The sequence below is a fragment of the Indolivaga alginatilytica genome (assembly GCF_003201355.1).
Taxonomy (GTDB): domain Bacteria; phylum Bacteroidota; class Bacteroidia; order Bacteroidales; family Dysgonomonadaceae; genus Dysgonomonas_A; species Dysgonomonas_A alginatilytica.
Map to the genome: position 1 here is coordinate 477,019 of NZ_QICL01000001.1, position 14,540 is coordinate 491,558.

General features: G+C 37.8%; 15 protein-coding genes. 4 read left to right on the top strand and 11 right to left on the bottom strand.

What is annotated here, in order from left to right; translation table 11 throughout:
• Positions 1-101 precede the first annotated feature (101 nt).
• The gene (locus CLV62_RS02045; protein WP_110309109.1) at positions 102-1,307 is read left to right on the top strand and encodes a hypothetical protein; all 1,206 of its coding nucleotides are present in this window, start codon (positions 102-104) and stop codon (positions 1,305-1,307) included.
• A 199-nt stretch (positions 1,308-1,506) separates the two neighbouring features.
• On the opposite strand, the gene glmS is transcribed toward CLV62_RS02045, so the two are convergent.
• The 4 genes from glmS to CLV62_RS02065 form a co-directional block, all read right to left on the bottom strand.
• Positions 1,507-3,351, bottom strand: a complete 1,845-nt coding sequence (gene glmS / locus CLV62_RS02050) for a glutamine--fructose-6-phosphate transaminase (isomerizing) (RefSeq protein ID WP_110309110.1) — start codon at positions 3,349-3,351, stop codon at positions 1,507-1,509.
• A 206-nt stretch (positions 3,352-3,557) separates the two neighbouring features.
• The gene (locus tag CLV62_RS02055) at positions 3,558-6,122 is read right to left on the bottom strand and encodes a beta-N-acetylglucosaminidase domain-containing protein (RefSeq protein ID WP_110309111.1); all 2,565 of its coding nucleotides are present in this window, start codon (positions 6,120-6,122) and stop codon (positions 3,558-3,560) included.
• A gap of 281 nt (positions 6,123-6,403) precedes the next feature.
• Positions 6,404-6,619, bottom strand: coding sequence for a (4Fe-4S)-binding protein (locus CLV62_RS02060; protein ID WP_110309261.1), 216 nt, complete (start codon positions 6,617-6,619; stop codon positions 6,404-6,406).
• Positions 6,620-6,636: 17 nt separating this feature from the next.
• Entirely contained in the window at positions 6,637-6,939 is a 303-nt protein-coding gene (locus CLV62_RS02065) for a GNAT family N-acetyltransferase (protein ID WP_110309112.1), read from the bottom strand.
• A 228-nt stretch (positions 6,940-7,167) separates the two neighbouring features.
• Between CLV62_RS02065 and CLV62_RS02070 the strand changes: the two genes are divergently transcribed.
• A complete protein-coding gene (locus tag CLV62_RS02070; protein ID WP_110309113.1) occupies positions 7,168-8,181 on the top strand; it encodes a DUF4421 family protein in 1,014 nt (337 codons plus the stop codon).
• A gap of 18 nt (positions 8,182-8,199) precedes the next feature.
• Complete coding sequence (locus CLV62_RS02075; protein ID WP_110309114.1) at positions 8,200-8,805, top strand: hypothetical protein; 606 nt, start codon at positions 8,200-8,202, stop codon at positions 8,803-8,805.
• A 104-nt stretch (positions 8,806-8,909) separates the two neighbouring features.
• Here CLV62_RS02075 and CLV62_RS02080 read toward each other — a convergent pair whose 3' ends face one another.
• The gene (locus CLV62_RS02080) at positions 8,910-9,248 is read right to left on the bottom strand and encodes a YegP family protein (protein ID WP_110309115.1); all 339 of its coding nucleotides are present in this window, start codon (positions 9,246-9,248) and stop codon (positions 8,910-8,912) included.
• A 137-nt stretch (positions 9,249-9,385) separates the two neighbouring features.
• Between CLV62_RS02080 and CLV62_RS02085 the strand changes: the two genes are divergently transcribed.
• Complete coding sequence (locus CLV62_RS02085; RefSeq protein ID WP_110309116.1) at positions 9,386-9,907, top strand: DUF2867 domain-containing protein; 522 nt, start codon at positions 9,386-9,388, stop codon at positions 9,905-9,907.
• 2 nt (positions 9,908-9,909) lie between these two features.
• Here CLV62_RS02085 and CLV62_RS02090 read toward each other — a convergent pair whose 3' ends face one another.
• The 6 genes from CLV62_RS02090 to CLV62_RS02110 form a co-directional block, all read right to left on the bottom strand.
• Positions 9,910-10,923 carry an AI-2E family transporter gene (locus CLV62_RS02090; protein ID WP_110309117.1) on the bottom strand — a complete coding sequence of 338 codons (1,014 nt, stop codon included), beginning with the start codon at positions 10,921-10,923 and terminating at the stop codon, positions 9,910-9,912.
• A 210-nt stretch (positions 10,924-11,133) separates the two neighbouring features.
• On the bottom strand, positions 11,134-11,754 hold the full coding sequence (locus CLV62_RS02095; RefSeq protein ID WP_110309118.1) for a chloramphenicol acetyltransferase: 621 nt from the start codon (positions 11,752-11,754) through the stop codon (positions 11,134-11,136).
• Positions 11,751-12,443: an HAD family hydrolase gene (locus CLV62_RS02100; protein ID WP_110309119.1), complete on the bottom strand. Its 693-nt coding sequence runs from the start codon at positions 12,441-12,443 to the stop codon at positions 11,751-11,753. The genes CLV62_RS02095 and CLV62_RS02100 overlap by 4 nt, the downstream gene beginning before the upstream one ends.
• A gap of 41 nt (positions 12,444-12,484) precedes the next feature.
• A complete protein-coding gene (locus CLV62_RS21640) occupies positions 12,485-12,643 on the bottom strand; it encodes a hypothetical protein (protein WP_170119995.1) in 159 nt (52 codons plus the stop codon).
• A gap of 89 nt (positions 12,644-12,732) precedes the next feature.
• Positions 12,733-13,518, bottom strand: coding sequence for a glycoside hydrolase family 16 protein (locus tag CLV62_RS02105; RefSeq protein ID WP_110309120.1), 786 nt, complete (start codon positions 13,516-13,518; stop codon positions 12,733-12,735).
• A 225-nt stretch (positions 13,519-13,743) separates the two neighbouring features.
• Positions 13,744-14,469 (bottom strand): head GIN domain-containing protein, encoded by a 726-nt coding sequence (locus tag CLV62_RS02110; RefSeq protein WP_110309121.1) that lies wholly within the window; start codon positions 14,467-14,469, stop codon positions 13,744-13,746.
• Between the last annotated feature and the right edge of the window lie 71 nt (positions 14,470-14,540).

Sequence of the window (14,540 nt, forward strand, 5' to 3'; positions counted from 1 at the left end):
ATAAATATTACAATACTTTTAAGCGATAATTAATTGTTGTTGTTGTTCAGCTTACCGAACCAATAAAAAGGTTTGAAACCTTAAATATTTAATAACGAAGAATGAAATACCTATTATCAACCGTACTGTATTTAATCAGCTTGTGTATAACGGCACAGAGCTGGTTTGTGGCGGATATCGATACCATAAAGCAAAGTGGTTATTATAATATCCTGCTCGATAAGCGAATTATTGCTGTATCGAATAATATCGACTTTTCTGATATAAGAATAAACGATACCATCGGCAACGAAGTACCCTACTTTGTACGTACACAAAATCCTGTACGGGCAATCAATCAATTTATCAGCTACGACCTTGAGAGCAATACAGAAAAGGACAGCATCAATACAATTATAGTAAAGAATGAAAGTGCTGAAAATCTAAGCCGATTCTCTATAATTATAGAAAGTGCCGAGGTTGACAAATATGTGCGACTGAGAGGAAGTAATGACCTTAAGAAATGGTACATTGTTAAAAAGCAGGAGAATATTACCTATTCGGGATTCAAGGAAGGAAACAACGAAATACTTATAGTGGATTTTCCACAAGGCAATTATAGATACTATGAGATTACGCTGACTAATAACCAACCCAGCCCTCTCAAAGTAGTAAAAGTAGGGAAATTCAAAAATTCGAATATTTATGCTCAGCAAACTGAAATCGATCTGGGCAGATTCACAAGAAAGGACAGTACTGATAAGAAAACATACATACGTTTTACCGATCTGCCCTATAACTATCGCCTCAATAAGCTGATCTTCTTCATTAACAGTAAGGCTGAATATTACCGCAAGTCAGAGATAAAGGGCAAGGATTATATATTAAGATTCGACTTGTCCTCTAAAGGCGAGAATACAGTTGTACTGAATAGTGCCCGTATATCCCCCGATGCAACTATTGTTATCGATAACAAAGGCAATCCTCCGCTTGTGATAGATTCGATAAAAGCATATGCTTTGAATCGCTACTTATGTGCTTATCTCGAAGAAGGGCAATGTTATACTCTTATTATTGGAAATAGGGATATCTCACCCAGTTCCGATTATGATATAAAATACTTTCAGGAAGAGATTCCCGAAGATTTACAGATTCTAAAGACATCTAACTTTCAAAAGATAGAAAGCAAGGAAAACTCCAACCAACGTGATAAAATGTGGATCGAAGAGCCTGCATTTCTTTGGTCGATTATCATTATAGTAGGTTTATTCCTTAGTTTCATCTGCTATAAGATGATACGGGAAATGAAAAAGAAAGAACAGAAATAAAAGACTGGTAACAGAACACAAATTACACTGAAATAACAGAAAATACAATTTTTTCTAAACGCAAAGTCGCAATTTTTTTTTCTTTCTTATCCGAAAATCATAAGTAAGATAATAGTGTCTTTGCGACTTTGCGTTTAATATAAAATATGCAATATCAGCGTATTCTGTGTATCATATCTCTTTTAATACGTCCCTACAATTACTCCACCGTTACCGATTTTGCGAGGTTACGAGGCATATCTACATCTCTGTTCTTATTCACGGCAATATGATAAGCCAGCAGTTGCAATGGTATACACGACAATATCGGATCGAGACACTCATCGGTTATCGGTATTTCTATCGAATAATCAGCCAGTGCCTTTATCGATTTGTCACCTTCATTTATAATGGCTATCACCTTACCCTTACGAGCCTTTATTTCCTGAATATTGCTCACTACCTTTTCGTATATAGCATTGTTTGTGGCAATGGCTACAATAGGCATCTCATTATCAATAAGGGCAATCGGGCCATGCTTCATTTCGGCGGCAGGATATCCTTCTGCATGAATGTAAGAAATCTCTTTCAATTTTAAGGCTCCTTCCAAAGCTATCGGATAGCTATATCCACGCCCCAAGTAAATAAAATTGTGAGCATACGTAAATATCAACGAAAGCTCTTTTATCTTATCATTCAGAGCCAGAATAGAAGTAATCTTATCGGGAATGTTTTGCAGCTCTTTCAGCAGATGAAGATAACGCTCGTCTGTTACCGTAGCCTTTTCTTTACCGATAGTAAGAGCCATCATCGTAAGCACCATTACCTGAGCCGTAAAAGCTTTGGTGGAAGCAACCCCAATCTCGGGACCACAATGGGTATACGAACCCGAGTCGGTATTACGAGGAATAGAAGCACCCACCACATTACACACTCCATATACAAAGGCACCCGCCTTGCGAGCCAATTCGATCGCCGCCAGAGAATCGGCAGTCTCTCCCGATTGAGAAATAGCGATAACAATGTCATCGGGCTCAATCACCGGATTGCGGTATCTGAATTCCGAAGCATATTCAACTTCTACCGGTATACGGCAAAACTCTTCAATCAGATATTCTCCTATCAACCCTGCATGCCACGAAGTACCGCAAGCAATGATAAGGATACGTCTGGCTTTCTTAAACTTGTCGATATGATCTATTATCCCCGAAAGAGCAACATTAGTGCCTTCCACGTTGATACGTCCACTCATGCAGCTTCTCAAGGTTTCGGGTTGCTCAAAAATTTCTTTCAACATGAAATGATCGTAACCTCCTCTTTCCAATTGGCTCAGATTCATCTCAAGCTCTGCTATCTTATGCGTTTTCCGAACGTTCGATATAGTCACCACTTTTGGCTCTTCGTTCCGTTTGATAACTACAATCTCTTCGTCATCCAGATAAATTACTTTATTCGTAAATTCAATAATGGGCGAAGCATCGGAAGCCAGAAAAAATTCGCCTTCGCCGACACCTACCACCAGAGGGCTACTTTTTCGGGCGGCAATAATCTGATCGGGATTTCCTTTCTCAAGAACTGCTATAGCATAAGCTCCTATCACCTGATTTAATGATAGCTGAACGGCAGTAAACAAGTCGCAATCGTTCAGTTTTTTTATGTATTCAATCAATTGCACCAACACCTCCGTATCGGTGTTACTTTGAAATGTATACCCCTTGGCCTTCAGTTCAGCCTTTAGAACAGCATAATTCTCGATGATACCATTGTGAATCAATGCTAAAGATTCGGATTGAGAATAATGAGGGTGAGCATTTGCATTGCTCGGTTCTCCATGCGTTGCCCAACGGGTATGAGCTATACCGATAGTTCCCGACAGGTCTTTATCTTTTGCAAACTCTTCCAAATCCTGCACCCTACCCTTAGCCTTATAAATAGACAGATTGTTTTCGCTATTTATTATAGCAACTCCAGCACTATCATAACCTCTGTATTCGAGGCGATGCAATCCTTTTATTAAAATAGGGTACGCTTCCCTAAAACCAATGTAACCTACAATTCCACACATAAATAAATGTTGTTACTTAAAATTCACTTTAAACACAAAGTCAGTTTAATAACGAAAAACAATACAAAAGATTATATTATATTCATTTTTTAACAAAAAGAAAATATAAAACCACAAAAAGATCAATCAGATAAAATCCAATTGATCTTTTTTATGGTGATAACAAAGTAGTACGATAGGTGAAAACTTCACCTACAAATCATACCTTATTTTTGAGTTGAAATAATTTCGAATATTTCTACATTGCCTTCAATCTCTATCTTTGCTACATCTTTTTCTAAGTTCACATTCAAGAAAGGAGTGTTGATAGTAGTTTCAGATATCAAAGTTCCATTTTTTGCAACTTGTCTTAGTTTTACTGAACCTGCATCATTGCTTGGTAGTCTTAACAGCATAGTATATCCTGTAACATTCTTGGGAACTTCAAAAGCAAGAATACCTTTATTTAAAAACGAAGTACTCGGATTATTGTCAAAAGCATAAAGAGCAGCATTTAAATTGTCGGTTTCAACCTTAAAACCTAAATGTTCGGCTCTCATAGGATTCACCTCAAACGAACGAATAGCCGCCCAATTCTTTTTAGATGATTCTAATTTTCTTAATCTTATGTATTTTGCTTGCACCGGTTCGCCAGTCCAATTAACAATATACTGATTCTTCATATTGTCGATCATAGGCTTCCACTCTTTTCCATCTACCGAATACTCAAGTATTGCATGGTCAAAGTAGTCAACATCGTCAACCGAATTTCTACCTTGTAAGATAGATACCTCCCGAACATCTCTTATACGACCTAGGTCTGCCCCAATCCAATCACCAGTCGATTGTCCTGTACCCGATGTATAATGAGTTATCGAGTCATTATCAAACATAAGCTTACTAAGAGTCGTTTTCATATTACTGTACGATGCTATACCTCTGTACGATGCAGGCACTTCGCCCGTTAGTTTAGTAAAGAATCCGTACAACATATCATCCATTGCATTTTCGTAGAATGGCTGAAGTTTCATTGTTCCCGATTTATGAGCCTCATACGCTTTTCTATCTTCTGCACTCATCAAGTTATTTACATATGCCGCCCAAAAATCTGGGTTATTTGCCGATTTGTAAAACTGAGTAATCTCGAGAGTCTTTTTACCTCTAGTTCCCAGTTTACCAAATTCTTCAAGCCATGGGCTAAGTTCTTTCACCAAAGCTTTGTTCTTACAATTTGCATGAAGTTCAGAAGGCACTTTCTCTACTTTTTCAAATTCTTTATATAGATTGTTGAATTGTTGATCTGTATAATTTCCAATTCTAAAAGTCTCAGTTTCCCACGATTCATCTCTGCGATAACCCGTTTCCGTATCACTCGAGTGTATTGCAAACGTTCTATAAGCATCTCTTACCTCAGGTGTAAGTTCGTTAAAAGCTCTCTCCCAATTGTCAATAGGATTATAAGCACTCATATTCCACGTATAATCTGCAACACCGTAAAGTGCTAATTTCGAAGCTTCGCCATGTTCCATCGGGTTACTTACAAGACCACTCACATCAGCTTGAGTCAAACTAGTATCTAAACCATATACAGGCCCTTGCATAATGATATGGCGTACATAGTCGGTCACCGGATAGTTCCACCAATATAATGCAGGTCTCTTGATTCGAGAATTGACCCAATCCATAGTCTCTTTAGTTAAGTCGGTACACACAGCGTCTCCAGTCCAGAATACTTCGACCGATGGATCAAGTGTATCACCGTATATGGCAAGGCTTCCTTGTGGTGAAGGATTTGCCCACAATTTAGAATAGTCGGTCGGACAAACTATTAAGGAAGATACATCACCTTTTACTTTTACAAAATCGGTATTTAGTCGGTTCAAAAGCTCAGTTTGTTTGATTGGATTTGTTCCCTCTCCCGAAATATCATCAAAGAAAATTGCAAATGAACGTACTCCAAGATCATACATCATTTCGAATTTGTTGACCAGATTCACATAGTCCTCTTCGTTCCACTTGATATCTACTCCCGGGTGAATTGCCCAAACAAAATCAACTCTATTGCGATTACACGCCTCTACCAGCTCATGTATATTTTTCGCTTCCGATACAGGATAAGGAAGTCGCCAGTTTGGAGAACTGTGATAAGGATCGTCTTTAGGTCCATACAGATAACTATTCATCTTGAATCTACCATAAAAATCGATCAAAGACATACGAACCTCATGCGACCATGGAGTTCCGTAAAATCCTTCGACAACACCTCTATATTTAAGATCGGGATAATCGTTAATTACCATATAAGGTAATTTACCCGATTTTGAGATTGGACTTTTAATTAATTGCTTAAGTGTCTGTAAACCATAAAAAGCACCTCTTTCGTCGTATCCCGTAATAGATATTCCGGCTTTATCGATAGTCAGGACATATGCTCCCGATACACTTTTCACACCCAGCTTATTTGCTGAACCTGTACCATAATCGATGGTTAGCTTCACTCCTTTTTGAAGAAGAAGGAGAAACCCTAAATATTTTGAAAACTTACCCTGCTTATCGTTTACGTTAACCCCTTGGGTAATATCAAGCTTACCCGCCTCATTTATCTTAATACTTTGGGGAGTAGGATTAATTATTATCCCTTTGTGATCTAGTTTTTGACCGGGAACTTTCAATACATCCTGCGATTCTGATCTTTGAGATGCCAGATCGAAATCAGATTCTTGAGCCGACAAACTACCATAAGCACAGACGCTTATAAGTAACACAGCCAGCATTTTTTTTGTGTACGCCATTTTCTAATAAGTATTATATATAAAATTAATGTTATGTTTATTCTAAAAGAGACCGATTTACTTTCATAAATATAACACTAAAAGCGGTTCAGACCAATCAACATGTAATATATTAAATATCAAATATTTGAACAAACAACTTTAAAAGATTAATTTTCAAGGTATTTAAAGCTGAAATTTTATATCTCTTTCTGTTCAAAATCAATCTCAGTTTTCACAAAAAAAATCAGTGATTAGTAACAATCACTGATTTATATAAATAGAAAGGCTTGCAACCTTATTTATTTTTCCATTCTATAAGATAGAGCTCCCGATGGGCAGGCATCTACCTGAGCCATCAATTGCTCTGTTGTTGCATTTTCGATCTTCATCCAAGGTCTTTCTTGTGGATTGTACACCTTGGGCAACATTTTCACACAAACTCCTGCATGTTGACAAAGAGAAGGTTGCCAGATAATGGTCAATTCGCCATTCGAATATTCAATCTTTTTATTAATATCCATATCCTTAAATTTTAAATGTTGATTCCTCTCATTACAATACGTCTCCAATCGGGGTGTTTTTGAATATAGCCCGCCACAAAAGGGCACAAGGGTACTAAACGAAGTTCTTGCAACTCTATGTTTTGAAGTACTTTTTCTATTAATTGCGAACCTATTCCCCTTCCTTCAAGCGTAACAGGTACTTCGGTATGTGTGAGGTATATTTCGCCATTTTGGGTTTTGATGTATTCTATCTTGGCAATTTGGTCACCGATGCGAAATTCGTATTGTTTGTCGGGACTATTGTCTATCAATTCATAGTTTTCTTTTTCCATAACAGTATTTTTAAGTGAATAAAAGTATCTGGGAATCTATTATGAGAATCATAACCTATTACAATTGTGCTACTTGCCAAAATTCTAAATAGGTCTGATACATTGATCGTGTATTTATCAAACGTTTAAAACAAAGCTTTTGTTTTAATATTATTCATTTCTTACTATTTATTTCGTCTATACTAAAAATGTCTATCTTTGGCGCTCATTCAATATTCTGGAAATACAATGAGGAATACTGCTTCCCCAACAAAGGCCTTAATAAATAATTATTCTGCCCGATTCATCAGTTTTTTACTTTTGATTGGTCTGTACCAAAGTGTATCTGTTGCACAGATAGACAGCTTGTACATTATCCCTTTCGAGCAGAAATTCTCTATACAAACATCTGTTTCAAGCAAGTTTCTTACCCTTTCGCAGGAATACGATGCCAAGTCGATGCGCAATTTTTCTTTGATACCCAACACACCCGTAAACATAGGGCTGGGTTTTACATGGAAAAACTTGAGTATGAGCGGATCGTATGGATTTCAGTTTTTAAGGGATAAGAGTAAAGGCAGAACCAAGTCATTCGATTTTCAATATCATTATTATGCCCGAAAGTTTGTTATTGACCTGTTTCTACAAAACTATCGGGGTTATAATAAGTTGTATGAAGACGATGACGAGAATTATATCAGGGCTTCCGATGTACAAATCACTCAATACGGAGCACATGGTATGTATGTATTCAACAACAAAAAGTTCTCGTATAAAGCAGCTTATAACCTGAGCGAAAAACAAATAAAATCGGCAGGAGGTTTCCTTTTAGGTGGAAATGTTTTTCAGAGCCGAATTCGTTCCGACAGCACTTTAACTGCTGTTTTGCCTAATAACAAAAAGCAGTTCGATAATTTTCAATTTGGAGTAAATGGAGGCTATGGCTACACATGGGTTATCAAAAAAAACTACTTTGTAGCAGGCTCAGTAACAGTAGGTGTAAATGTAGGTGCTGAAAGAATAGATAGATTCGGCAAACAAAAACTAGAGGTATACCCCAATTTTTTCCCCAGAGCATCTGCCGGATACCATGCACACGATTGGTCTATCGGAATATCGGTTCTGACAAACAGCATCGCTGTACAAATGTCGGACGAGGCCAGTACAATGCTCAGTTCGGGGACTTTCCAATTGACCTTCGTCAAGCGATTCAACACTCATCCTAAAATATTGAATATATTACCTAAAAATATTGTCAAATAAATTAATCTCCCCTCTCAGATGAAAACTCACAGCTTTATATTTATTTCTATTTTATTACTCGCCATAACAAGCTGTAATAATAAACAAAAAAAAGACAATGCACCTCAACAAGAAACTGAGATCAACAAGACCGATCTCAGTATCAGCAATATCTCGGTTCTATATTACAATTACATCGTAGAATCCGAGGCTGCCATTAGCCCCAATGATATTCAGCTGGATCTACCTCAATTCGAAAAAGACAGAAAAGGGGTATTAGATGCTACTATTGATGACTCTATCAAAATAGGGAAGCTTAAAAGTCGTATCGACTCACTTCGACCTGCACAACAGCCATCGCCCATCGATGCCCGATTAGTGGCAATTATCAATTACACGAATGGAATACAAGATCAGCTATGCATTGGAGGAAAGTATGTAAACAAAATCTTCTTGAACGGTGCAGAGCAAGAAACCGATAATCAATTGCTGTTTCTTCTAAAAAACTACATCGGATTTTATCCTTGGATGATCGGAGACGATATGTTTGCCATGCAGGAATTGCAGGATGCATCTTTTCCAAAAGGCCCGTTTGTTTCGACACCTTATTACGAAGCGTATCAGGAAGCTCTCAACAAAAGGTAATAATTAAAAGAAAAAGGTCTGAGACCTTGAAATAAACAAGGGGCAATCTTAGATTTAAGATCGCCCCTCTCCCGATTTAGACATATTAGTTAGGTAAGTAAATTTTAAATCTCAATAGAGAGATCTGCCACCGTTGATTCCGGAGCATTCTTCTTTACTGATTCTATTCCTTTTTCCCTACCTGCTTCACTTTCATACATTTGACTAGTGCCTATGATTTGTCCATTTGTAGCTTTCAAATTAAAATAATATTTTTTATTGGCAGCCTCTTTTCTTTCATAATGTGCATCATCTTTGGCATTCTTCTTTACAGAATCAAGCCCATTCTGACAATTCGCTTTAGTAGTATACCCTTCGCTTGTCAAAACAACTTGCCCGTTACCAGCTTTAAGATTAAACTGGAACTCCCCGTTCTTTCTCTTTACAATTTCAAACTTTCCCATATCTTTTGGTCGCTTTATATTAGTATTATGAATGACATGTAAGTTAAACACCCATCTCTTAATTTATGTTCATTGTATTAACATAGTACCCTCTTCTAAATATTTTTATACCTTTAAGGTACAAACAAATCAGATCTATGAAAATAAGGAAATTCCAAATACAGGAGGCCGATCTTATCTATAAATATCTGCCGGCCAATTACATTGAATGCCTTCAATGTAACTTTAGCAGCCGGAAGAAAGTATCCTCCGATGATATTATGATAGCATTCTGGACTGATTCTCCCCAATGGGTGGAAAGGCTTTTCAAACTCCGGAATCTATTAGTGAAACCTTTTGGCATACAAGGAGGAAACAACGATAGCAGACACAAACTGGAGAAAAGTATACGAACAGGCGGTACCTATAAATTCATGAGCATCTCCGAAAAGTCGGATGAAGAAACCATATTATGTGCCAACGATAAGCATTTGGTGATGTATCTGTCTATTAAAGTAAAAGAACTTAACGAGAGAGATAAAGATGTTACTGTATCTACTCTGGTTAAGTTCCATAATTTATTGGGAAGGGTATATTTCTCAATTATATATCCATTTCATTACATCATTGTGCGAAGTATGTTGAAATCGGTTCTAAAGAAATTCGAGAATCAACCCTAAGTTTATTTTTGGTCATCAATATAATCTCGTTTAAACATATCGAAGCACAGCAAGAATAACGATAGCAAAAGCGGCCCGAATATCACACCCCAGAAGCCAAACAAAGATAATCCGAGTACCACCCCGAAGATGGTCACCATAGGATGCGTATCGGCAAGTTTCTTCTGTAAAAGAAAACGTACCAGATTATCTATATTCGAAATTACAACCAGTGCATAAATAGTAAGACCTATTGCACCCGCCCAATCACCCGTCAAGGCGAGATAGGCTGCCAGCGGAAACCATATCAGAGCAGTACCGATAAGTGGCAGTATGGTAGCAAAACAAGTAAGGAATCCGAAAATAACAGGATCGGGTGTTCCGAAAATCAAATAACCGATCATCGCAATACATCCTTGTATCAAAGCCAAAAGAGGAATACCAATGGCATTGGAAGTAACCATTACTTTGGCAGATTTGATCACATCCTTTTTATTCTTATTTCTGAAAGGCAATATATCATATACGTACGACTCCATACGCTTACCGCCCAACAGCATGAAATACAACACAAAAAGAAGCACAAAGGAGTTGATAAGGAAAGAACTTACCTGACCTACCAACATCTGTACGATACCCGTAATATTAGAAGTAATCATAGTCAGATTCTCACCACTCAGCAGATCATAGCCTGTTTTTTGCTGAATGAGATCTACCAGATGCTGAATGGTTTTGATGAGTACACTCGGCTCTAAATTGACCGATTGCAATCGGTTTACCAAAAGCCATATAACAAAAAAGGCAGGCACCAGAAAAATCAAAGCCACCTCAACCAAAATAATCGTTGCCGCAATACTTCTGCGCATTTTTTTTGTTTCCGACAGATACGACATCTGCCTGCGTACAAGCACATATACGGTACAAGCTCCCAAAACCCCGCTTAAAAAAGGCAGAGTTTCCTTAAATACTATTCCACCCAGGATGATAATAATAATCAACAACGAGTATTTCCAATATTGCTCTTTAAAGTCGCTCATGCTACTAATTAATAAATTATGTGATATGTTTAATTCGTCCCAATATTTCAGAGTAAGGTCGCAGACCTTTTTATTGCTTTGGCTGGGCATAACAACCAAAGATAGTTATGCCGGTAAATCATCGCTTTAAATATTTAGAATTACTTAGTTACTTTATCCTAATATTTCTAAAGAGCAAAGCAAGTACAACGAGTAAACATACCAAAGGCATTAATCGTTCATTAGTTTCTGAAATTCATCAATATATTGTCCGATATGGGCACCATCAACCAAAGCATGATGCACATGAATGGATACGGGCATTGACAGTTTCCCATCTGTTTCGGTCATTTTCCCGAACGATATTTTAGGGCAGCTGTCTTCTCTCGAAAAGTTACGGGCATGCGATAGTGATGTAAAGTTAATCCAAGGCACAGCCGAATAATGAATGGCATTTACTGCTGCACAAAAATCCATAGAAGTGCTATTCCTCACCTCATCTACCACCTTGGAAGCCTCAGTAACAAAGAGGTCGTAATCTTCGTGAAATTCCATATGGCTGAATCCGAACGTTCCGTTAGGGCGATCGATTGTAGCCTCAGGATCAACCTTATCATACAGATAGACATCGTTGCCTTCTATACGGTAACGAAGAGCCTCTACGCTATTGACAGCACATGTAGATTTGTGCAAATAGTAGAGAAAGAAAGAAGTTTTAAGCTCCTTTGCCTTTCTGTACGCCTTTGTACAATCGATATTAACACAAACACCGTAAAACGGCTCATCAAAATTCTTGAAAAACAAATAGTGTCCTTTTCTAACCCAGTTTTCTATATCCAGTTTCTGTTTCATCGTATCAAGTATGGTAATATTTCAGTTATCTTATCTATTCGCACCAAGTTAGGATGTATTACTTTATCCTCCAGTTTCTCGTGTGCCCATGTGCTGTGAAAAGGCACATAGGCTGCATATCCGTCTAATTCTAAGACGGGTACAATATCCGATTTCAAGGAGTTACCTATCATCAGGAAGTTTTCGGGTTTACAATCCAGATTCTTGAATAGCTTGCGGTAATCCTTCCGTTGCTTATCGCTCATTATCTCGATATGGTGAAAGTAATGCTCCAAACCCGAAGCACTAAGCTTACGCTCCTGATCCAACAAGTCGCCCTTAGTTACCACCACCAGCCTATACCTTCCACTAAGCATCTTCATTACCTCATCTACACCATCGAGCAGTTCGATCGGTTTCAACAAAATCTCTTTACCCAAATCTAATATTTGCTGAATAACCTCCGGCTTGATTTTATAATCCGATATTTTGAGAGCAGCCTCTACCATCGATAAGGTAAAGGCTTTTACTCCAAAGCCATAGATTGGCATGTTATCTATTTCTATTCTAAGCAGTTCTTCCGAGATTTGCTCATACGGCAAATGTTTTTCGAGAAGTTCACGAAAACGGTACTCCGTTTCGTCAAAATAAGTTTGATTTACCCAAAGGGTATCATCCGCATCAAATGCGATAGTATCTATATGTTTCATTCTATATTCGTTCGCCGATGATACTTTATCATCGAGAGTTATCAATCAAGATTCAACCAAACAAACACGCCTATAAAGATGAAGAAGATAACCAGTCCGTACCAAAAACAGCCATCGTTGCCTTTTTTGTCGCTGTTTCCATCGCGCGATGGAGTCAGCAAGTCTCCTAATATATCTCCCAAAAACTCTAATAAGCCCATTCAATACAAGTTAGTTGTTATACATACAAATATAGAAACTTTAGAAAAGATATCCGATAAGCCAAACCCAAAAAGGTGCGGTACTTTACTTATTGCTTCTTATAAAAACGTACCCAATCGATTTTCATATCCACAGGCAGGTCTTTAGGGTCTACGCCTCCTACCCAACTTCCACCAAGTTGCATATCAATCAGCAAATAGAAATCATCATCAAACGGATATTGACCTTCTTTATCGGTCACGATGCGAGGATAGGCAAAAGTGCGGCTGTTGTTCACAAAGAACACCAGACTATCGGCATTTATCTCAAGCGCATATATATTGTAGTCATTTCTGTTTAGCAGGTTTGTGCCTCCGTTTACAGGATTGTCTTTTATCTCGAGATCATACGTATAATGAGTATGAACTGTTTGATAAACAATACTGTCAAAATTGAGATGTTCCATTATATCGATTTCTCCACCCATAGGCCATCCTTTGTTTTGCGAAAGCATCCAGATAGCAGGCCATGCTCCTGTGGCTTCACCCAGTTTGGCTCTAATCTCTATACGACCATCTTTAAAGCTTACTTTGTCCTTTGTCCAGACACCGCCCGTTAGAAAGGGTACTGTATCCGATTGAAGATCGTTATTCACGATTCCTTTCAGGATCAGATTACCGTCTTTCATTTCATAACACGAGTCCGAAAAACTCATGTAGTTCTGCCAATCGGCTGTACCTCTCGGTATACGGCTCCAACGGGAGGTATCGAGCGTAGTTCCGTCAAAATTTTCTTCCCACACCAATTGCCAACCCTCCTTTTTGGGAGCGGTACAATACGTTGTGGAAAACAGGATACAAACTAGTACGGAAAAAATTAATAAAGACTTTTTCATAAGTATTCGATATTAAGTAAAATAAAATATTTAATGTGACATTTCAGAGCCATAACTGGCTATCATTGCTACACTTGCCAAAGCAATAAATAGTTCTGCGAACTTAAGTAAGAAATATTCAAGGTTTTAACAAAGATATAATTTTTAATAAAGAATACCTATACAAACAACAAAAGAGCATCCTAAGACGCTCTTTTATAATATATGTAATATTTTCGGTTCGGCTTATTGAAGTACTTTCAACACCCCTGCACCTTTTATATTGTTCTTGGTGATTTGAGGGTTTCCTTTGTAAGCAATTGTACCTTTTCCTTTTATTTCGGCACTCAATTTGTCTAACACATTGATTTCGATATTGCCACTGCCTCTTATAATCGATTCCATTTCGTTAACCGCCAAATCTGATGCTTTGACATCTCCACTACCCGAAATATCGATCTTTGCTTTATGAACCTGTCCCGACATATCCATGTTGCCTGCACCTCTCAATTGAAATTCGGCTTTATCATAAACCAGATTATCTGCTTTAAAGTTACCAGTACCTTTCATTTCGATTTTAAGCTCGTCACCTGCAACCGCTCCCTGAAGAGTAATATTGGATGCTCCCTTGCTCTCCACATATTTTAAGCTGGGCGAATTGGTATATATCACAAATCGGCTTGGGTTAATGCTTTCTTTAGCCTTTACGGTAAGTAAGCGACCTTTTACCTTCACATCTATAAGCGGAATAATATTATCATCGGCCTCAATACGTAAATATGCAGCCTCATCGGGTTTAGCATTATATACGATATCGATGGCTCCCTCTACTTTTATTTCGCTGTAAATTTCGATCGGCACTTCGTGACTTATTACGTTACCATCGCCTTGAACGGCTTTACCTTTACATGATGCCAATGCCAAAACAGCTATGCAACAGATGTAAGTAAGTACATGTATTGATTTTTTCATACGCTATTATATTTTATCAGTTATCAATGAACAGTTATCAGTTATCAGTCAAAATGAACACAGTGAGCAAT

Bases quoted from the DNA above. Each gene is read 5' to 3' on its own strand.
- CLV62_RS02110 (WP_110309121.1), bottom strand. From the start codon at position 14,469: ATGAAAAAATCAATACATGTACTTACTTACATCTGTTGCATAGCTGTT.
- CLV62_RS02095 (WP_110309118.1), bottom strand. From the start codon at position 11,754: ATGAAACAGAAACTGGATATAGAAAACTGGGTTAGAAAAGGACACTAT.
- glmS (WP_110309110.1), bottom strand. From the start codon at position 3,351: ATGTGTGGAATTGTAGGTTACATTGGTTTTAGGGAAGCGTACCCTATT.
- CLV62_RS02085 (WP_110309116.1), top strand. From the start codon at position 9,386: ATGAAAATAAGGAAATTCCAAATACAGGAGGCCGATCTTATCTATAAA.
- CLV62_RS21640 (WP_170119995.1), bottom strand. From the start codon at position 12,643: ATGGGCTTATTAGAGTTTTTGGGAGATATATTAGGAGACTTGCTGACT.
- CLV62_RS02105 (WP_110309120.1), bottom strand. From the start codon at position 13,518: ATGAAAAAGTCTTTATTAATTTTTTCCGTACTAGTTTGTATCCTGTTT.
- CLV62_RS02090 (WP_110309117.1), bottom strand. From the start codon at position 10,923: ATGAGCGACTTTAAAGAGCAATATTGGAAATACTCGTTGTTGATTATT.
- CLV62_RS02055 (WP_110309111.1), bottom strand. From the start codon at position 6,122: ATGGCGTACACAAAAAAAATGCTGGCTGTGTTACTTATAAGCGTCTGT.
- CLV62_RS02080 (WP_110309115.1), bottom strand. From the start codon at position 9,248: ATGGGAAAGTTTGAAATTGTAAAGAGAAAGAACGGGGAGTTCCAGTTT.
- CLV62_RS02100 (WP_110309119.1), bottom strand. From the start codon at position 12,443: ATGAAACATATAGATACTATCGCATTTGATGCGGATGATACCCTTTGG.
- CLV62_RS02065 (WP_110309112.1), bottom strand. From the start codon at position 6,939: ATGGAAAAAGAAAACTATGAATTGATAGACAATAGTCCCGACAAACAA.
- CLV62_RS02045 (WP_110309109.1), top strand. From the start codon at position 102: ATGAAATACCTATTATCAACCGTACTGTATTTAATCAGCTTGTGTATA.
- CLV62_RS02075 (WP_110309114.1), top strand. From the start codon at position 8,200: ATGAAAACTCACAGCTTTATATTTATTTCTATTTTATTACTCGCCATA.
- CLV62_RS02070 (WP_110309113.1), top strand. From the start codon at position 7,168: ATGAGGAATACTGCTTCCCCAACAAAGGCCTTAATAAATAATTATTCT.